This window comes from Terrabacter sp. 2YAF2, assembly GCF_052114705.1.
Classification (GTDB): Bacteria; Actinomycetota; Actinomycetes; order Actinomycetales; family Dermatophilaceae; genus Terrabacter.
Map to the genome: position 1 here is coordinate 355,639 of NZ_JBFRFG010000001.1, position 19,085 is coordinate 374,723.

Annotated in this window: 17 protein-coding genes; 10 read left to right on the top strand and 7 right to left on the bottom strand. The window is 71.0% G+C overall.

The genetic code is table 11. From position 1 onward, the window contains the following. Position 1: 1 nt before the first annotated feature. Genes AB4030_RS01640 through AB4030_RS01650 form a run of 3 tightly spaced genes read right to left on the bottom strand, consistent with a single transcriptional unit; the run spans position 2 to position 3,180 of the window. Entirely contained in the window at positions 2-919 is a 918-nt protein-coding gene (locus AB4030_RS01640; RefSeq protein ID WP_442277430.1) for a carbohydrate ABC transporter permease, read from the bottom strand. A gap of 2 nt (positions 920-921) precedes the next feature. Continuing rightward, positions 922-1,815, bottom strand: coding sequence for a carbohydrate ABC transporter permease (locus tag AB4030_RS01645; RefSeq protein ID WP_442277431.1), 894 nt, complete (start codon positions 1,813-1,815; stop codon positions 922-924). A 15-nt stretch (positions 1,816-1,830) separates the two neighbouring features. Next, a complete protein-coding gene (locus AB4030_RS01650) occupies positions 1,831-3,180 on the bottom strand; it encodes an ABC transporter substrate-binding protein (RefSeq protein WP_442277432.1) in 1,350 nt (449 codons plus the stop codon). 383 nt (positions 3,181-3,563) lie between these two features. On the opposite strand from AB4030_RS01650, the gene AB4030_RS01655 reads away from it, so the two are divergent. From AB4030_RS01655 to AB4030_RS01685, 7 genes are all read left to right on the top strand, one after another. Then, the gene (locus AB4030_RS01655) at positions 3,564-5,561 is read left to right on the top strand and encodes a beta-galactosidase (protein ID WP_442277433.1); all 1,998 of its coding nucleotides are present in this window, start codon (positions 3,564-3,566) and stop codon (positions 5,559-5,561) included. 2 nt (positions 5,562-5,563) lie between these two features. After that, positions 5,564-6,340 carry a DeoR/GlpR family DNA-binding transcription regulator gene (locus AB4030_RS01660; RefSeq protein ID WP_442277434.1) on the top strand — a complete coding sequence of 259 codons (777 nt, stop codon included), beginning with the start codon at positions 5,564-5,566 and terminating at the stop codon, positions 6,338-6,340. After that, positions 6,340-7,467, top strand: coding sequence for a galactose-1-phosphate uridylyltransferase (gene galT / locus AB4030_RS01665; protein ID WP_442277688.1), 1,128 nt, complete (start codon positions 6,340-6,342; stop codon positions 7,465-7,467). Before AB4030_RS01660 ends, galT begins: the two co-directional genes overlap by 1 nt. After that, positions 7,464-8,648 (top strand): galactokinase, encoded by a 1,185-nt coding sequence (gene galK / locus AB4030_RS01670; protein WP_442277435.1) that lies wholly within the window; start codon positions 7,464-7,466, stop codon positions 8,646-8,648. The genes galT and galK overlap by 4 nt, the downstream gene beginning before the upstream one ends. Before the next feature lie 99 nt (positions 8,649-8,747). Then, on the top strand, positions 8,748-10,145 hold the full coding sequence (locus AB4030_RS01675) for an MFS transporter (protein ID WP_442277436.1): 1,398 nt from the start codon (positions 8,748-8,750) through the stop codon (positions 10,143-10,145). Continuing rightward, on the top strand, positions 10,142-11,575 hold the full coding sequence (locus tag AB4030_RS01680) for a pyridoxal phosphate-dependent decarboxylase family protein (protein WP_442277437.1): 1,434 nt from the start codon (positions 10,142-10,144) through the stop codon (positions 11,573-11,575). The genes AB4030_RS01675 and AB4030_RS01680 overlap by 4 nt, the downstream gene beginning before the upstream one ends. A gap of 24 nt (positions 11,576-11,599) precedes the next feature. Further along, positions 11,600-12,205 carry a hypothetical protein gene (locus AB4030_RS01685; RefSeq protein WP_442277438.1) on the top strand — a complete coding sequence of 202 codons (606 nt, stop codon included), beginning with the start codon at positions 11,600-11,602 and terminating at the stop codon, positions 12,203-12,205. 48 nt (positions 12,206-12,253) lie between these two features. Here the strand turns inward: AB4030_RS01685 and AB4030_RS01690 are convergent, their stop codons facing one another. The 3 genes from AB4030_RS01690 to AB4030_RS01700 all read right to left on the bottom strand — a co-directional run bounded on the left by AB4030_RS01690 (position 12,254) and on the right by AB4030_RS01700 (position 16,972). Then, positions 12,254-12,874, bottom strand: coding sequence for a superoxide dismutase (locus AB4030_RS01690; RefSeq protein ID WP_344941307.1), 621 nt, complete (start codon positions 12,872-12,874; stop codon positions 12,254-12,256). A gap of 153 nt (positions 12,875-13,027) precedes the next feature. After that, the gene (locus AB4030_RS01695) at positions 13,028-13,504 is read right to left on the bottom strand and encodes a heme-degrading domain-containing protein (protein WP_442277439.1); all 477 of its coding nucleotides are present in this window, start codon (positions 13,502-13,504) and stop codon (positions 13,028-13,030) included. Between the two features lie 60 nt (positions 13,505-13,564). Beyond that, positions 13,565-16,972: a DEAD/DEAH box helicase gene (locus AB4030_RS01700; protein WP_442277440.1), complete on the bottom strand. Its 3,408-nt coding sequence runs from the start codon at positions 16,970-16,972 to the stop codon at positions 13,565-13,567. A gap of 90 nt (positions 16,973-17,062) precedes the next feature. Here AB4030_RS01700 and AB4030_RS01705 point away from each other — a divergent pair, with 90 nt between their 5' ends. Further along, positions 17,063-17,545: an acyl-CoA thioesterase gene (locus tag AB4030_RS01705; RefSeq protein ID WP_442277441.1), complete on the top strand. Its 483-nt coding sequence runs from the start codon at positions 17,063-17,065 to the stop codon at positions 17,543-17,545. Continuing rightward, positions 17,542-18,012 (top strand): TY-Chap domain-containing protein, encoded by a 471-nt coding sequence (locus AB4030_RS01710; RefSeq protein ID WP_442277442.1) that lies wholly within the window; start codon positions 17,542-17,544, stop codon positions 18,010-18,012. Before AB4030_RS01705 ends, AB4030_RS01710 begins: the two co-directional genes overlap by 4 nt. Positions 18,013-18,014: 2 nt before the next feature. Here the strand turns inward: AB4030_RS01710 and AB4030_RS01715 are convergent, their stop codons facing one another. Beyond that, the gene (locus tag AB4030_RS01715) at positions 18,015-18,608 is read right to left on the bottom strand and encodes an ANTAR domain-containing protein (protein WP_442277443.1); all 594 of its coding nucleotides are present in this window, start codon (positions 18,606-18,608) and stop codon (positions 18,015-18,017) included. A 240-nt stretch (positions 18,609-18,848) separates the two neighbouring features. Here AB4030_RS01715 and AB4030_RS01720 point away from each other — a divergent pair, with 240 nt between their 5' ends. Next, entirely contained in the window at positions 18,849-19,061 is a 213-nt protein-coding gene (locus AB4030_RS01720) for a hypothetical protein (protein WP_442277444.1), read from the top strand. Positions 19,062-19,085 lie beyond the last annotated feature (24 nt).

A 19,085-nucleotide genomic window follows, 5' to 3' on the forward strand; every position in this document is an offset into this window, starting at 1 on the left:
GTCATCCCTTGGTCGCGCCGAGCGTCAGGCCGGCCACGAAGTGTCGTTGGAGCACGAAGAAGATCACGAGGGTCGGGACCGCGATGATCACGGATCCCGCGGCCACGAGATTGTTGTCGGTGAAGAACTGGCCCCGCAGGTTGTTGATCGAGCTCGTGACCGGGTACTTGTCGCCCGTCTGGAGGAGCACGGTGGCCCAGAAGAACTCGTTGTAGATCCACGTCGTCTGCAGCACGGCGAGTGCAGCGATGGCCGGACGGCACAGCGGCAGCGTGATCTGGAAGAACTGCCGTGTGACGCTCGCGCCGTCGATGACAGCCGACTCGTAGAGCTCGCGGGGCAGGGCCTTCATGTAGTTGCTCAGCACGAAGGCGCAGAAGCCGATCTGGAACGCCATGTTGACGAGGATCAGACCGAGGAGGCTGTTGAGCAGCGTGCCCGAGTCGCTGACCCACAGCGGCACCGGGATGGCGCGGAACATCCGGTAGACCGGGATGAGCAGCGCCTGCGGTGGCAGGAGGTTGGCGGCCAGGAAGAAGCCGAGCAGCGCGAGGTTGAACTTGTACGAGAAGCGCGCGACGACGAAGGCGACGCAGCACGACAGGAACAGTGTGAGGATCACCGCCGGAACCGTGATGATCAGCGAGTTCATGAAGTGCAGCCCGAAGTCGCCCGCCGCCCAGGCATTTGTGTAGTTGTCGAGCGTGAACCCGCCCCACGAGACGTAGCCGTTCTTGGCTGTGTAGGCGTAGTCGCGGAACGAGTTGACCAGGGCGAGCAGCAGCGGGAAGAGCCAGATCAGCGAGATGAGTGTCAGGATGAGTGGCAGGAACCAGCGACGGCCCGACCGGGCGCCGCCCTCATGTGGCTTGAGCATCGCCTGCTGGCGCTCCTCAACGGGGTTCGAGGTGACGGACATGGTCAGTCCTCCTTCATGGCGATGCGCAGGTAGATGACGACGAGCACGCTGGAGATGAGCAGCATGATCGTCGCGAGCGCCGACCCGAACCCGATGCGGCTCGCCTCCCCGACGACGTTCTGGGTGACGAGGGCCCCGATGAGCTCGAGCCCGTTGCGGCCCTTGTTGATCACCCAGACGATGTCGAAGGCCCGCAACGACTCGATGAAGGTCACGACGATGACGATGATGTTGATCGGCCGCATGACCGGGAAGACGACCCGGAAGAACGTCGTCGTCTCGCTGGCGCCATCGATCTTGGCCGCCTCGCGCAGCGACGGATCGACACCCTTGAGTCCGGCCAGGTAGAGCAGCATGATGTAGCCGGCGTGCCGCCAGCTGGCCGCGACCAGGACGGCCCACAGGTTGACGTTCGGGTCGCCGTACCAGTCGGTCGTGCCTCCCGTGATCGCGTTGAGCAGGCCCTGGTCGCGGGAGTAGATCAGCTGCCAGATGAAGCCGATGAGGGCCAGCGAGAGCACCACCGGCAGGTAGATGCTCGTCTGGTAGAACCGGGTGCCCGCCAACCCACGGTCGACGAGGACCGCGAAGAGCATGCCGAGCGGGGTCGCGATGAGGAACAGCACCGCGAGCCAGATCAGGTTGTGCTGGATCGCCGGCCAGAACGGCGGGTAGATCGTCGTGATGTCCCGGTAGTTCTGCAGCCCCACCGGCTTGATGCCGGAGAGCGGCCCGATCCCGTCCCAGTTGGTGAAGGAGAGCAGGACCGTGCCGATCGCAGGGAGCCAGACGAGCCACACGACGAGGAGTGTCGGCACGATGACCATGAGGCCGACGACGACCTTGTCGCGTGTCGAGAGCTGGTCGATTCCCTTGTACTTTCTCTTGCTCGCCATGTGGCTCGCCTCCCGTCAGGACCCGAAGATGCTCTTCTTCTGGGCCTGGATGCTCGTGAGCAGGCTGTCGATGTCCTTCGGGTTCTTGATGAAGCTCTGGATCGCCGGGATCATCACCGTCGAGGCGAAGTCGGGGCGGGTGTCGCGGTCCATGAACTGCGTGATCGACTTGGCGGACTTGACGAACTCGGCCGACTTCTTCTGCAGTGCGGTGTAGTTGCTCGTGTCGGCCGTGCTGTTCGTCGCGATGACGCTCGGGTCGGCCTTGAGGGCGAGCAGCTGGGCCTCGGGCTGGGAGATGTACAGGAGCAGCTTCTTGGCGGCGGCCTCGTTCTTCGGCTTGGCGCTCATCATGTAGCCGTCGATCGGGGCCTCGACGACGTCGGTGCCGACCGTCGAGTCGATCTCGGGGAACCCGAAGAAGTCGAGGTCGTCCTGCTCGGCACCCTTGGCGAACTGCTGGGCGAGGAACGAGCCGAGGACGTACATGCCCGACTTCTTCTGCTGGAGCGACTGCGCCGCCTCCTGCCAGGTGCGACCGAGTGAGTCCGCCTGGTGCAGCGGGAGGATGCCGGCCCAGGTGTCGAAGACCTTCTTGACCTTGGGGTCGGTCCAGTCCTCCTTGCCGGCCATCAGGCTGACGTGGAAGTCGTAGCCGTTGATGCGCAGGTTGATCTGGTCGAAGGTGCCCATGGCGGGCCAGCCGTCCTTGTCGCCGAAGGCGATCGGGGTCAGGCCGTCCTTCTTCATCTGCGCGCCGAGCGCGTTGAGCTCGTCGAGGGTCTTGGGGACCTGGTAGCCCTTGTCCTTGAAGACGCTCTTGCGGTAGAAGACCGCCCACGGGTAGTTCGTGATCGGCACGAAGTACTGCTTGCCGTCGGCACCAGTCGACGCCTTCTTCAGGGCGTCGCTCATGCCGGTGACGTTCTTCCAGACGTCGGAGAGGTCACCGACGAGCCCCTTCTCGGCGAAGAACTGCATGCGGTAGCCGGCGAACCACGTGAAGACGTCGTCGGGCGAGCCCTGCAGGTAGTTGTTGATGTTCTCCTGGAAGGAGTTGTGGTCGACGGTGTTGATCTTGACCGTCGTGCCCGAGTTGGCCTTCGAGAAGGCGTCCATGTAGGACTGGACGGCGGCCTTCGGCACCGGGTCCGACTGGTTGGAGCCGACGGTCACCGTGCCGGTGACGGCGCCGGTCGGGACGCCGGTGCTGGTGGAGCCGGAGCTGCACGCGGCGAGGCCGCCCGCTCCGAGCAGGGCGCCGACGCCGAGGGCGCCGCGCAGCAGGGTCCGGCGGTCGACTCCGCGGACGGACGGGGGAACCATGCGGGCCAGGTACTCGGCCTCGTTCGACGGGCGGGTCATTGCGGTCTCCTTTGACGCTGTGCCGGGTTCGTTGTCAGGCGAAGGGACAGACTCGAACATCCGTCACCAGAAACCTCCAACAACAAACAGAGGATGTCGGCGCCCGCGTGCCCTGTCAAGGGATTCGTCGAGACCCACAGACCTCCGCGACCGAACCGAGACCAAGGCGTGAGGGTTGATCGCGGATGTACACCGTTGTAAACGGAATTCGTGCACGAAACCGACGGCGTGTGCGGGCTGGCCGGCTGCGTCCCACCGCACCGCCGTCGGCCCACGCCGCCCGCCGGGGCCGGGCCCGGGGCGGCCGACCGGGGCGTGACCAACCAGATGAGTGTGTTTGAAAATGTTGACATGATGCGGAGCGAGGCGACACCCTGTGTCCCATGCGCTCATGGCCGACGAAGACCCTGGCACTCGGTGGCGACTACAACCCGGAGCAGTGGCCTCGCCCTGTCTGGGACGAGGACATCGAGCTGATGCAGCGCGCCAACATCTCGTTCGTCAGCCTGGGCATCTTCTCGTGGAGCTGGCTCGAGCCGGCCAAGGGTGAGTACGAGTTCGAGTGGCTCGACACGATCCTCGACAAGCTCCACGCCGGTGGCATCGCCGTCGACCTCGCGACCGCGACCGCCACCCCGCCGCCGTGGCTCTCGGCCGCGCACCCCGAGATCCTCCCCGTCGACGTCGACGGCCACACGCTCTGGCCCGGCAGCCGCCAGACCTGGTGCCCCACCTCACCCGTCTTCCGCGAGTACGCCGTGGCCCTGACCCGCCAGCTGGCCACGCGCTACCACGAGCACCCGGCCCTCGCGATGTGGCACGTCTCCAACGAGTACGCGTGCCACAACCTGCCCTGCTACTGCGACGAGTGCGCCCGACACTTCCGCACCTGGCTGCAGCGCCGCTACGCGGGGCTCGACGTGCTCAACGACGCGTGGGGCACCGCCTTCTGGAGCCAGCGCTACACCGACTGGGAGCAGATCCTGCCCCCGCGGCGGTCGACGACGTTCAACAACCCGACGCACGTGCTCGACTACAAGCGCTTCAGCTCCGACGCGCTGCTCGAGCACATGCGGGCCGAGCGCGCCGTCCTCGACGAGCTCTCCCCCGGCGTGCCGGTGACGACGAACTTCATGACGCTCGACCACTTCCGCCACCTCGACTACTCGCTGTGGACGCCCACCGTCGACGTCGTGAGCACCGACCACTACATCGTCGACGCGCTGGAGCACCCCCGCGCCGAGCTCGCCTACAGCGGCGACCTGACCCGTGGGCTAGCGGGCGGCGCGCCGTGGATGCTCATGGAGCACTCGACGAGCGCCGTCAACTGGCAGCCGACCAACCACGCCAAGGGCTTCGGCCAGACGATCCGCGACGCGCTCGCCCACGTGGCCCGCGGCGCCGACACCATCGGCTGGTTCCAGTGGCGCCAGTCGCGAGCCGGGTCGGAGAAGTTCCACAGCGCCGTCGTGCCGCACGCCGGCGCCGACAGCGCGCGCTTCCGCGAGGTCGAGGAGCTCGGCCGCATCGCCGGCCGGCTGGGCGAGCTCGTCGGCAGCCGCGTCGAGTCGCGCGTCGCGATCCTGCATGACTACCAGTCCATCTGGGCAGCCGAGGGCCCCTGCATGCCGAGCTCCGAGCTCGACGCCCTGACGGCTGCGCAGGCGATCCACCGTGCACTGCACGACCGAGGGGTCACGGCGGACGTCGTGCACCCGTCAGCCGACCTCACGGCATACGCCCTCGTCGTCGTGCCGCAGCTCTACCTCGTCACCGACGAGCACGCGGCGGCCGTCGCGGCCGCGGCCGAGGCGGGTGCGCAGGTGCTCGTCACGTACTTCTCCGGGATCAGCGACGAGAACGACCACGTCCGGCTCGGTGGCTACCCCGGCGCCTTCCGCGACCTGCTCGGCGTCCGCGTCGAGGAGTTCTTCCCGCTCGGCCCGGACGAGACCGTCGCCCTCGGCGAGGGCACCGGCACGTGGTGGAGCGAGGACGTGACCGCCCTGCCGGGCACCGATGTCCTGACGACGTATGCCGCGGGCCCCCTCACCGGCCGACCCGCGGTCACCCGTCGGGTGGGCACCGGCAGCGCCGGATCTGCCTGGTACCTCAGCACCCTCCCGGACGACGCGACCCTCGGCGCCCTCCTCGACGAGGTGCTCACCGTCGCCGGCGTCGAGCCCGCCGTCGCCGGCCTTCCCCGCGGTGTCGAGACGACCCGCCGCCGCGACGGGTCCGGCTCGTGGCTCTTCCTGCTCAACCACACGGACGCCGCGCACACGATCTCGGCAAGTGGGTACGACCTCGTCGCGGACGCTCCTGTCGACGGCACCGTCCGCCTCGCCCCGGGTGGCGTGGCCGTGCTCAGGGAGGACTGACGATGCTCGCCAGCCAGCGTCGGTCCGTCATCCTCGAGCTCGTCGAGGAGTCGGGCGCCGTCAAGGTGTCCGACCTCGTCGAGCGCCTCGGCGTGTCCGACATGACGATCCGCCGCGACATCGAGCGCCTGTCGACCGACGGTCTGCTCGAGCGCGTGCACGGGGGCGCCCTCGCCCTCGGCGACACCCGCAGCAGCGAGGAGCCGGGCTTCTCGGCGAAGTCGCTGCTCCAGCGGGCCCAGAAGCAGGCCATCGCCAAGACCGCGGCACAGCGGGTCGAGGTCGGCAGCGCCATCGCCATCTCGGCCGGCACGACGACCTACGAGCTGGCCCGTGCCGTCAAGGACATCCCGCAGCTGACCGTGGTGACGAACTCCGTCCCCGTCGCGCAGCTGCTCCACGAGTCGGGCGCACCGGGCCAGACCGTCGTGCTGACCGGTGGGGTGCGCACGCCCTCCGATGCCCTCGTCGGCCCGGTCGCCGTCTCGGCCCTGCGCGCCCTCCACGTCGACCTGCTCTTCCTCGGCGCGCACGGGGTGGACGACCGGACCGGCCTCACGACGCCCAACCTCGTCGAGGCGGAGACCAACCAGGCCCTCATCGCGTCCGCGCGGCACGTGTGCCTGCTCGCCGACTCCTCGAAATGGGGCACCGTCGGGCTCAGCACCTTCGCCGACCTCGCCGACGTCGACCTGTTCGTCACCGACTCCGCCCTCCCGGAGCGCGCCCGCGCGGCCGCGCGCGAGGTCGTCGGCTCCCTCGAGATCGTGGAGGCATGATGTCGACCCCCAGCCGGACCACCATCCGCTTCACGTCGAGGAGCCTCGCCGACGGTCGCGAGATCATCTACGTCGACGAGCCGGGCACGCCCGAGCGCACCGCCGAGGACCCGCGCCCGGCGGAGCCGCGCGTGCAGTCGGGCGAGCTGCGCCACGACGCCCTCGTCGACGACTGGGTGGCCGTCGCCGCACACCGCCAGCACCGCACCTTCATGCCGCCCAAGGACGAGTGCCCGCTCTGCCCCGCCGGCCACGGGTCCGTGCCGTCGGAGATCCCCGAGCGCGACTACCAGGTGGTCGTCTTCGAGAACCGGTTCCCGTCGTATGCCGTCACCTCGGTCGGGGCGGAAGCCCCCGACCCGAGCGGCATCTTCGGCACGCGCCCAGCCGTGGGCCGGTGCGAGGTCGTGTGCTTCACGAGTGACCACGAGTCCTCGTTCAAGGACCTTCCGGTCGAGCGGGTGCGCACCGTCATCGACACGTGGGCCCAGCGCACCGAGGCCCTGGGGGCCATCCCGGAGGTCGAGCAGGTCTTCGCCTTCGAGAACCGCGGCAAGGAGATCGGGGTGACGCTGCCCCACCCGCACGGCCAGATCTACGCCTACCCCTACGTGCCCGACCGCACCAAGGCCCTGCTCGAGACGGCTCGCCGCCACCACGAGCGCACCGGCCGGCTCCTCGGCGCCGACATCCTCGCCGCCGAGCAGGCCGACGGCTCACGGGTGGTCGTCTCGGGCACGCACTGGACGGCATACGTCCCCTTTGCAGCGCGCTGGCCGCTCGAGCTCCACCTGGCCCCGCACCGCGACGTGCCCGACCTCGTGGCGCTCGGCGACGAGGAGCGCGACGAGCTGGCCGTCATCTACCGCGACCTGCTCGGCCGTCTCGACCGCTACTACGTCAACGAGGACGGCTCTCCGGTCAAGCTGCCCTACATCGCCGCGTGGCAGCAGGCCCCCGCGAAGACCGGACGGGACGTCTCGCGGCTGCACCTCCAGCTCATGTCGGTGCTGCGCGGGCCAGGACGCCTCAAGTTCCTCGCCGGGTCCGAGTCCGGCGTCGGCGGCTGGGTCAACGACGTCGCCCCGGAGCGGGCCGCGGCTCGACTGCGGGAGGTCGCCCCGTGAGCGAGCGCACTCCCGCCGAGGTCGTCGAGGCGGTGGCAGCGGCCTTCGAACGGACCTTCGGCAGCGCCCCGGCTGGCGTGTGGTCGGCCCCCGGCCGCGTCAACCTCATCGGCGAGCACACCGACTACAACGGCGGGCTGTGCCTGCCGATCGCCCTGCCGCAACGGACGTATGCCGCCGTGTCCCCCCGCGACGACGGTGTCGTCCGGATGGCCTCCGCCCAGCAGGACGGCGTCGTCGAGGTCGCCCTCGACGACATCTCGCCCGAGCAGCCCGGCGACTGGGGCTCCTACGTCGCCGGCGTGCTCTGGGCACTGCGGCGTGACGGCCTGACCGTCGGGGGTCTCGACGTGCTCGTCGACTCCACCGTGCCGTTCGGGGCGGGCCTGTCGAGCTCGGCGGCCCTCGAGTGCGCGGTCGCCGCCGCTGCGAGCGACCTGTTCGACCTCGACCTGATGGGGTCCGCCGAGGGTCGGGCGCGGCTCGCCGCGCGCTGTGTCGAGGCGGAGAACGTCATCGCCGGCGCTCCCACCGGGGGCATGGACCAGTCGGCGTCGCTGCTCTGCGAGGAGGCGGCCGCGCTCCTGCTCGACTGCCGGTCGGGCGAGACGCGGCACGTGCCCTTCGACCTCGACGCCGCGGGCTACGTGCTGCTCGTGACCGACACCAAGGCCGAGCACGCGCTCGTCGACGGCCAGTACGCCGCACGCCGCGACGCGTGCGAGCAGGCGGCGCGGGACCTCGGGATCGAGACGCTGCGCGAGATCGACCCGTCCGGACTCGATGCGGCTCTGGAGCGGCTCGGGTCCGACGAGGTACGGCGCCGGGTCCGCCACGTCGTGACCGAGATCGAGCGCGTGACGCGCGCCGTCGCGTCCCTCGAGGCCGGAGACCTCGACGAGGTGGGCCGGCTCTTCGACGCCTCGCACGCCTCGCTGCGCGACGACTACGAGGTGTCGTGCGAGGAGCTCGACGTCGCGACGGCGACGGCGCGGTCGCACGGAGCCCTGGGCGCGCGCATGACGGGCGGCGGCTTCGGCGGCTCGTGCATCGCCATCGTCAGGGCGTCCGACGCCGACGCGGTGACCGCCGCCATCGCGACGGCCTTCGAGGACGAGGGCTTCACGGCCCCGGTCTCCTTCACGGTCACCGCCTCGGGCCCGGCCCACCGCGACGTCTGACCTCCCACCACCCCCCGGGTCGATGTATTTCCGCGCCCCAGATGACGCCGAGATACATCGACCCGGCGCTTGCCGGTCGCCGCTGGCTAGGGTGCGTGCATGACCTCGGCGACGCCGCCCGTCCCCAGCCCGCCCCTGCCTGCTTCGGTGCGCCGCGGCTACGGTCTCGGGTCGGTGGCGACGGGGTCGTTCGGCACCGTGCCGGGCCTGCTCCTGCTGCCCTACCTCACCGATCGGATCGGGGTCCCGGCCGCAGCGGCGGGGGTCATCGTCTTCGCGCCCAAGGCGTGGGACGTCGTGCTCAACCCGGTCGCCGGACGCGTCAGCGACCGGTCGACGCACCCCGACGGGCGGCGCCGCCCGTTCCTCATCCGTGCCGGACTGCTGCTCGCCGCCGCCTTCGCGCTGCTCTTCCTCGGCCCGACGGCACCGCAGTGGCTGGCGGCCGGATGGGTGGCCGTGGCCTACCTCGCCTGTGCGACGGCCTACAGCTTCTTCCAGGTGCCCTACGTCGCGATGCCGGCCGAGATCACGGACGACTACGACGAACGCACGCGGCTCATGACGTGGCGGGTCGCGATCCTCGCGCTCGCGATCCTCGTCAGCGGTGGCGCCTCGCCGGCCATCCGGGACGCGTTCGGTCCCGACTGGGGCTACCGCGCGGTCGGCTTCTTCGTCGCGGCCCTCATCGCACTCGGCGCCTGGGGCGCGTGGCGCAGCACCCGGTCAGCCCCGGTCCGGAGCGCTGTGGCGACGAGCGCCACCTTCGGCGACCAGCTGCGGATCATCCGGTCCGACCGGCCTTTTCGCCTGCTGCTGACGACCTTCGTGCTCCAGGCCCTGGCGACCGGCGCGATGCTCGCGGGCGTCGACTACGTCGCACGGTGGGTCATCGGCACCCCACTGTCGGCGACCCTGCTCTTCGTCTGCTTCGTCGCACCTGCGTTGGTCGTGACTCCGCTGTGGCAGCGCGTCGGCACCGCGCGGGGCAAGAAGCCCGGCTACGTCGTCGCGTCGTTCCTGCTCGGTGGGGGCGCCCTGGCGCTCGTGCTGCTGCGCTCCCTGCCGGACGGCGTCGTCTACGCATGCGTGGCCGTCGTGGGCATCGGCTACGCGGGAGCGCAGATGTTCCCGCTCGCGATGCTCGCCGACGTCGCGAGTCGGACGAGCGAGGCACGCACGCGGGTCGGTATCTACACGGGCGTCTGGACCGCCGGGGAGACCCTCGGCCTGGCGCTCGGTCCGGCCGCGTACGCCGCCGTGCTGGCTCTCGGAGGCTACGTATCGTCACCGGGATCGACTGTGCCACAGTCAGACTCAGCTCTCACGGCGATCGCGCTCGGGTTCTCCCTCGTCCCCGCCACCCTCGTCACCGTCTCCCTGCTCGCCCTCCGCGCGTTCCCCTCCCCCACCCCCTCCTCCCCCCGTTCGATGTATCCGCGCGTCACAGACGACGCGCAGATACATCGAACCGATGACAGAGAGGGACCGCGATGACGATGGACCACGACGAGATCCGGGCGGCCCTGACGGTCCTGCGTGCCCGCGACCTGCCGACGCACGGTGGCCGCACCCTCGCCTACGTGTACGACTCGGGCCTGGCCTCTGCCGACGCCATCGGCCGGGAGGCCCTCGCGGCGTTCGCCTCGACGAACGGCCTCGACCCGACGGCCTTCCCGTCACTGCTCCGGATGGAGAACGACCTCGTCGGCATCGCGGGACGGCTCGTCGATGCCCCGGACGGATTCGCCGGCGTGGTGACGTCCGGCGGCACCGAGTCGATCCTGCTCGCCGTCCTGGCAGCCCGCGACGCCCGACCCGACATCACGGCCCCGCGGATGGTCCTTCCGACGACAGCGCACGCCGCCTTCCACAAGGCCGCGCACTGGCTCGGGGTCGACCCGGTGCTCGTCGACGTCGACCCCGTGACGAAGCGCGCCGAGCCCGTCGCCATGGCCGGGGCCATCGACGACCGCACGGTCCTCGTCGTCGCCTCCGCGCCGTCCTACGCGCACGGCGTCATCGACCCCGTACAGCCGATCGCCGCAGCTGCTGCCGCGGCCGGGGTGCGCTGCCACGTCGATGCCTGCATCGGCGGTTGGGTGCTCCCGCACCTGCGCGCGGCCGATCCCGGGCAGCTGCCGTGGACGTTCGCCGTCGACGGGGTGACGAGCGTGTCCCTCGACCTGCACAAGTACGCCTACACCCCCAAGGGCGTGTCGGTGCTGCTCCACGCCTCGGCCGAGCTGCGACGCACGCACCTCTTCGCCTCCGCCCGATGGCCGGGCTACACGATGCTCAACACGACCGCGCAGTCGACGAAGTCGGGAGGTCCGGTCGCCGCGGCGTGGGCGGTCGTGCACCACATCGGCGCCGACCGCTATGCGTCGCTCGCCGGGGACGCGCGCACGGCGACGCTCGACCTCGCGAGCGCAGTGGACGGCATACCCGGGCTCACGGTCGCAGCTCCGCCCGACTCGACCCTGCTCGCGCTCGTCGCCGACGACTCGTGCGACGTCTTCACGATCAGCGACGAGATGCTCGACCGGGGATGGTTCGTCCAGCCGCAGATGCGCTTCCGCGACCTGCCGGCCACGCTGCACCTGACCTTCAGCGCGGCGACGGCCGCATCGTCGGACCTCATCGCCGCTGACCTCGCAGACGCGACCGCTGCGGCCCGGACGACCGGGCCCGCCAGACCCCCGGTCGAGCTCGTCGCGATGGCCTCGGCGATCGACCCGGCCACCCTCGACGAGGCGACCTTCACCGGCCTGCTCGCCGCGGCAGGCCTCGCCGGCGGCGACGGCACGCTCGTGCTGCCCGAGCGGATGGCGGCGGTCAACGCTCTGCTCGACGCGCTGCCACCCGAGCTGCGCGAGGCACTGCTCCTCGGCGTCATCGACCGGCTCGCTCGGCCCACCCCGTGAGCGCCGTCGCCTAGCATCCACCGCATGACGCACACACAGGGGAACAGTGGGCGCGCGGTCGGACTCCTTCTGACCGTCGGCGTGCTGGCGGGTTGCACCGCGTGGGCGAGCATCGACCAGCCGGTGCCGACGACGCCCGTCACGACGACGGCCACGACGGCCACGACGGCCACGACGGCCACGACGGCCACGAACGCCACCGGCAGCACCACGACCACACCGGCCCCACCAGCGACCGCGCTCGCCTGCGGCACCGCGCCGAAGCCTCTCGTCGACCGGGCCGGCATGTCGATCGCCGCCCATCCGGGAGCGATCACCGCGACGACCTACGTCTTCGCTGCGACGACCGCCACGGGCGACTGGTACGTCCTCGGCCTGGACCGCGCCTACGTGCACGACGACGGGACCCCGGCGCTGGGGCCGAACGGGGACCACTCGCGCTCGTTGGCCTTGACCAACCCGGCCGGGGCGGCGGACGGGACCGTGGCGATGATCCCGCTGAGCGTCGACGTCTCGACCCGGACCCCGATCTCGTGGGAGCGGGTCTCGTGGACCGGTGACACCCTCGCGGCCGGGCAGCGGGCCGCGCAACGGGCCATCGCCTGCCTCGACGCGCAGCGCCGAGCATGACGAAGGGCGGGCACCGCGAGGCGCCCGCCCTTGTCGTGTCCGAGACGGTCAGGCCGGGAGGATGAGTCCCTTGGTGGCCTTGGCACGCTCGAGGCGAGCGGCGACGTCCTGCCAGTTGACGACGTTCCACCAGGCCTTGACGTAGTCGGCCTTGACGTTCTCGTACTGCAGGTAGAAGGCGTGCTCCCACATGTCGAGCTGGAGCAGCGGGATCTGGCCCACGGGGATGTTGCCCTGCTGGTCGAACAGCTGCATGATGTGCGGTCGCTCGGCGATGGTGTCCCACGCGAGGATCGACCAGCCGGAGCCCTGGATCGCGTTGGCGTTGGCGTTGAAGTGCGCCTGGAACTTCTCGAAGCCGCCGAAGTACTCGGTGATCGCCGCGGCAACCTCACCCTCGGGCTGGCCGCCGCCGTCGGGGCTCATGTTCTTCCAGAAGACGGAGTGGTTCGTGTGTCCACCGAGGTGGAAGGCGAGGTTCTTCTCCACACCATTGAGGGCGGCGTAGTCGCCCGACTCGCGCAGCTCCTCCAGCTTGGTGACGGCGGCGTTGGCGCCGTCGACGTAGGCCTTGTGGTGCTTGCTGTGGTGCAGCTCCATGATGCGAGCACTGATGTGGGGCTCGAGGGCGGCGTAGTCGTAGTCGAGCTCGGGAAGCGTGTAAGCCACTTGTCGTTCCTTTCTGGAGACCATCCGGCTCCGACCACTCTATGCCGCACCGGAGCGGCGCAGACAAGGTGTCCGGAAGCAGGGCTGTGGGTCACGTACCCACTTCGCCCACCCTCCGACGTCAAGCCGGGTTGAGGTCAAATCGGCGGCGGCTCAGGCGTTGTCGCGCCGGAGGAACGCCTCGAGGGTCTCGACGACGAGCCGGTGGTCCTCGCGCTGCGGCAGTCCCGAGACGGCGATCGTGCCCACGCAGCCGACCCCGCGGACGATGACCGGAAAGGCGCCCCCGTGTGCGGCGTAGCGGCTCGGGTCGAGACGGGAGCTGTCCTCGAACGTCTTCCCCGCGGCACGGAACTCCTCGCCGATGTAGAGGGACGAGTGGCCGTAACGGTCGACGACGGCGCTCTTGCGCTCGAGCCAGCCGTCGTTGTCGGCCGTCGCTCCGGGAAGGGCCGCGTGGAAGAGTCGCTGCCCGTTGCGTCGGATCGAGATCGCCACGGGCAGGCTTGCGGCGCGGGCGGCGGCGCGCAGGGCGACGCCGACGGCCCATGCGGTGTCATCGTCGAACCGGTCGAAGACGAGGGCGGACTCCTGGGCGGCGAGATCGTCGAGCGTGGGGTTCTGGGTCACCGCCCGATTGTCCACCTCACCACCTCGTGCGCGCGAGGCGCGCCATGCGCGCCATGCGCCTCACGCGAGGCCGAGCAGGTCGCGCACGTCGTCGGCGGTGATCGCGCCCGACAGCGAGCCGCCCTCGTCGACGACGCGCTGGAAGAGGTCCCGCTTGCGCTCCTGCAGCGCGACGACCTTCTCCTCGATGGTGCCGCCAGAGACGAGGCGGTAGACGGTGACCGGGCGGTTCTGCCCGATGCGGTGGGCCCGGTCGATGGCCTGCGCCTCGGCGGCTGGGTTCCACCACGGGTCGAGGACGTAGACGTAGTCGGCCTCCGTGAGCGTCAGCCCGAACCCGCCCGCCTTGAGGCTGATGAGGAAGGCGACAGCGTCGCCCTCGCGGAAGCCGCGCACCACGGCCTGGCGGTCGGTCGTCGACCCGTCGAGGTATGCCGTCGTCACCCCCGCCCGCGTCAGCGCGGCCTCGACGATGCGCAGGAAGCCCGTGAACTGGCTGAACACGAGCGCCCGGTGGCCCTCGGCCGCCAGCTCGCGCAGCTGGTCGACGAGGAACTCGATCTTGGCGGCGGTCGCCTTGCCGGCGTGGACCTCGTCGACGAGGACGGGGTCGAGGGCGAGCTGACGCAGCCGGGTCAGGGCGGCGAGGATCGCGACACGGTTGGACTCGGGGTCGTCGAGCAGGCCGAGGACGCGCTGGCGCTCGCGCTGCAGGTGCTGGTCGTAGATGTGGCGGTGGACCGGGTGCGGGTCGAGGGCCATGACCTGGATCTGCTTGGGGGGCAGGTCGATCGCCACCTGCTCCTTGGTGCGGCGCAGCATGAGGGGCCGGATGCGCCGGCGCAGCAGGTCGAGCAGCTCGGGCCGCTCCCCGGACTCGATGGGCTTGCGGTAGTTCTTCGTGAAGACGTCGGGCCGCGGGTAGAGACCAGGCGCGGTGAGCGAGAGCAGCGACCACAGGTCCATGAGGGAGTTCTCGAGCGGCGTGCCGGTGACGGCGACGGTGAAGGGCGCCCCGAGTCGGCGCACCGCGACGTGGGTCTTGGCCTGCCGGTTCTTGACGAACTGGGCCTCGTCGAGCACGACCCCACCCCACCGCACGGAGTGGAAGGCGGCGTCGTCGAGGCGCAGGACGGCATACGAGGTGATGACGACCTCGGCTCCGGCGACGGTGTCGGCGAGCGACACCCCACGCTTGCGCTCTGTGGCGGTGACCGCGACGGCGCGCAGGTGCGGCGCGAAGGTCTCGAGCTCGCCCATCCACGTGCCGACGACGCTCGTCGGCGCCACGACGAGCACCGGGCCGCGGGCCTCGGGCCCGCCGTCGCCGAGCTCGCCCCGGTCGTGCGCGCGGACGAGGGTGGCGATGACCTGGAGCGTCTTGCCCAGACCCATGTCGTCGGCGAGGATGCCCCCGATGCGGGCATCCCAGAGGCGCGCGAGCCACCGGTAGCCGTCGAGCTGGTAGGGCCGCAGCGTGGCCCGGAGGTCGGGCGGGACCTCGGCGAGCGGCCCGGACTCGAGCGAGCCGAGCGCCTCGACGTTCGCGGCCCACCGCGCGCTCTGCTCGTCGACGACGCCGAGGGCGACGAGCTCGTCCCAGAGGTCGGCGTGGTGGGCGCTGAGGCGGAGGCCACCGGTCTCGGGGTCGGCGATGTCGCGGGCCTCCGCGATGAGGTCGCGCAGCCGGTGCAGCTCGGGCCGGTCGAGCCGGAAGAACGCTCCGGACTCGAGCAGCATGATGTCGTCGCCCCGGGCGAGCGCGCCGAAGAGCGGCTCGAAGGGCACCTCCTCGCCGTCGACCTCGACGGAGACCCGCAGGTCGAACCAGTCGCCGGGATCGGCCTGCTCGCGCCGCTCGCCGGTGCCGAGGCGGACGACCGGGGCGGACGTGACCTCCTCGTAGGCCGGGACGTCGCCGTCGACCTCGACCGTGACGTGCTCGTCGGCCTCGAGCAGGCCCAGCGTGTCGGCGACGAACCGGGCGGCGGGAAGACCGGTGAGCACGACGCGGGGCACGAGGTAGGCGTGGCCGCCGAGGTCGGACCGCAGCGCGCCGGGCACCGAGCGCAGCGACGTCGCCGCCTGCACCGCGGCGGACTCGGCGTCGCGGTCGCGGCCGCCGACGGTGCCGAAGCGTGCGGTCGTGAACGGACGGGGGACGCCGTCATAGGCGTGGCCGAGGTCGAGGCGCAGCTCTCCGGGGACGTCGCTGACGACCCGGACGTGGACCGTGACGACCTCCGGCCGGACGTCCTCGGCCGGCTCGGGCGCCGGCAGCGGCACCTCGGACCGGACGCGGAGCCGTTGCCGCAGGCCGGGCACGACGGACCGGAGGAAGCGGCCGCGCTCGTCGGCGGGGACCCGCAGCCCGGCGAGCGCGGACGCGAGCCCATCGGGACCGAGGTCGAGCTCCTGCTCGAGGGGCACGAACGTCAGCGACCCGTCGTCGCCCTCGATCGCCACGGCGTGCACGGGGTCGCCGAGGTAGAGCTGCTCACCGCTGGCGTCCGGGGGCAGGCCGTCGATCTCGACGTCGAGGTCGAGGTCGCCGCTGCCGTCGGCGGCCCGCTTGACGAGGAGCACGAGCGAGGCCGCGTCGTCGACGACGTGGACGGGCCCGGTGATGCCCTCACCGGGCATCACCTCGATGCCGGCGGCCCGGGCTTCGCGCAGCAGGGGCCAGACGTCAGGGCTCGCGTCGAGCGACAGCGGCGGCGTCGCGGAGAAGTACGTCGTGCCGCCCGAGCCGTGCCGGGCGACGTCGTGGAGGCGCCCCATGATCCGCTCGTGCTCGGGCAGGAACCGGATGCCCGGGCGCCACTGGGGCAGGGCGTCGTGCCACGAGAGGGTGCGGTGCCACGTGCCGGCACGCGTCCACCGGGTCGGCCGCAGGCCGTAGCTGAGCTCGGGCACGCCGCGGCGGCCGCGGTGGTCGCGGTAGACGGTGTCGACGAACAGCCCGGCCGGCATGAGGTCGCCGCGTGGCTCAGGGCGCGCGGCGACGGGCTCCGGCGCCACCTCCCGAGGCCGGACGTGTCCCAGGACGTCGGACCAGTGCGGTGGCACGACCAACGGGGCTGACTCGAGGGCAGGCGTCTCGACGTCCTGGCCACCGCCGGCCGCGGGCTCGACGACCCGGCCCTGGGCGACGTCCCGCGCGGTCAGCATGAGAGCCACGACGTGCTTGCAGTCGGCGGCGACCGGGCAGCTGCACCGGCCGCTCCACAGGTGCGAGCGCCCCTTCGGGTGGGGACGCGCCTCGATGATCGTCTGGTAGGTCTCGCTGCGGCTGCCCTCGATCGTGCCGAGCAGCATCATCCCGTCGGGGCGGGTGGCGAGCGAGCGCACCCGGCGCTCGACGGCATACGCCTGCCCGCGGTCGAAGGTGCGCGAGCCCACCTGCTGGGCGATGTCGGGGTCGGTGACGTCAGCCACCCACGTCGCCCGACCCACGCTCCATGCCACCCGAGAACTCTACGTTCGCCTGCCGACAGCGTCGGGGTTCGTCCACAGCGTCCCCCCGACACGGCATACGCCGTCGGGCAGGATGGGCGCATGCCGAGAACGCCTGATCCTCGTGAGCTGACGCTCGCCGACTTCCCGGTCCACCGCACGGTCACGACCCGGTGGTCCGACAACGACATGTACGGGCACCTCAACAACGCCGTCTACTACGAGCTGTTCGACTCGGCGATCAACGGGTGGCAGGCCGAGCACGTGACCATCGACCCGATGACCGACGCGACGCAGGGCGTCGTCGCGGAGTCGTCGTGCGCCTTCTACGCCGAGGTCGCCTTCCCGGCGCCCCTCGTGGTCGGGATCCGGGTGGCGCGGCTCGGCACGAGCAGCGTCACCTACCAGCTCGGTCTCTTCCTCGACCCGGATCGCGGGGCCGCGCCCGACCCCGCGATCAAGGCCCTCGGGCACTGGGTGCACGTCGAGATCGACGCCGCGACGCGCCGGCCGACGCCGATCCCGGACCACCTGCGCGCTCTCATGGAGACGGCGGTGGTGGAGGTCCCGGAGGCCTCGGCATGACCGACGGGCCGCTGGACGAGACGTGGGAGGCGTGGACCGCGCGCATCGCGGCCGATCTCGCGGCTCTCGAGGAGGACGACTGGCTGACCTTCACCGTCCACGTGCCGTCGCACGCATCGAGCGCGTATGCCGCCACGCGGGCTCCGCGCGGATGGCGCCGGTCGGGCGCCCGGTCGACCGGGCGGACTCATGTGCCCGACGTCTTCGTGCAGGTGCGCCGGCTGGCGGGCGTGCTGGCGCTCGAGTGCATCGGCGACACGGAGTTCGAGGGCGTGACCGACCTGAGCCGCGACGAGCAGGCTGCTCTGGCGGCGCTCGGCTGGGAGCGCCAGGGACGGCAACCGGAGTTCAGCCGCACGTTCACCGACGGAGCGGCCGCGGCGAGACTGGTGCACACGAGCCTCACCGAGGTCCTGGGGGCGTCGACACCCGCCGACATCGACCTCCGCCGCGCCCCCCGACCGTGAGTTCAGGAGTGTCTGCGGGCTTTGAGGTCGCCGGTCTCGGCCAACTCGATGGCCACGGTGTGGAGCTTCTCCTCCAGCGCACTCGAGGCGAGACGCAAGACGTTGAAGGCGGCCTCCGGGGTGAGCTTGAGCCGTTCCATGAGGATCCCCTTGGCCTGCCCGATGACATCTCGGGTCAACAGTGCCTTGGACAGGTTGTCCGCCACGTCCTGCAGGGCGTCGCGTTCGCGGACCGCTCCAGCCGCCAACGAGGCGTGTGCGGCCAGGATGAGTCCGATCTGCTGCGCCTCGTCGCTGAACGCATCGGGCTTGAGACCATACGTGTTCAGCGAGCCTTCAGGGCCGACGCTGGCAGGGCCCACGCCGGCCAGGCGGTAGGAGGCGATGGACCGGGCGCCGAGTTCGACCGGACGGGACGCGAGCGTGGGCCAGCGGTTGTCGGGGAACGACTTGGCATAGACGACTGCGGCGTCGACGGCGTCGAGGCACGGGCCTTCTCGAGCCTCGTACTGGGCCTCGTCGACAGCTGACGCCGCCACGTCCGTGGTCGAGGCCGTGCGATACACCCCGTGCTCCCTGAGGGTGACGCTTGCCATCTCACATTGTGCGACGGTGCTCACCGCAGCCTCCGCGATGCGCTGGAGGACAGCGTCGTAGGAGTCCGCAGCGAACAGGTTCTCCGCGATGGCGGCGAACGCCAATGCCAGGTGCGTGCTCGGCGCGGCCTCCACCCGTCGCCGGGTCGCCTCCTCGCGAGCCCTGGTGGCGTCGACGCGGTCGGCCGCTGACTGCTCACGCTGCTGTCGCGCCTGGTCCCGAGCAACCAGCGAGTCGGCATGCTGCGCGGCTCCCTTGCCGCCGCGGGGTACGCCGAGCTGCGCTTCCCGGGCGCCCAGCTCTCGTTCCCGTCCGGCCAGGGTGTGTTCTCGCGCGTCGGCCAGCATGTCTCGCAGGTCGGCAACCCGGTCCCGCTCGTCGGCCAGCGCATCACGACGGTCACCGACGAAATCGCGTTTCTCAGCGGCCCACTGGCGCTCGTCATCGGATGACTGCGCAGCCATCAGATCGCTCCT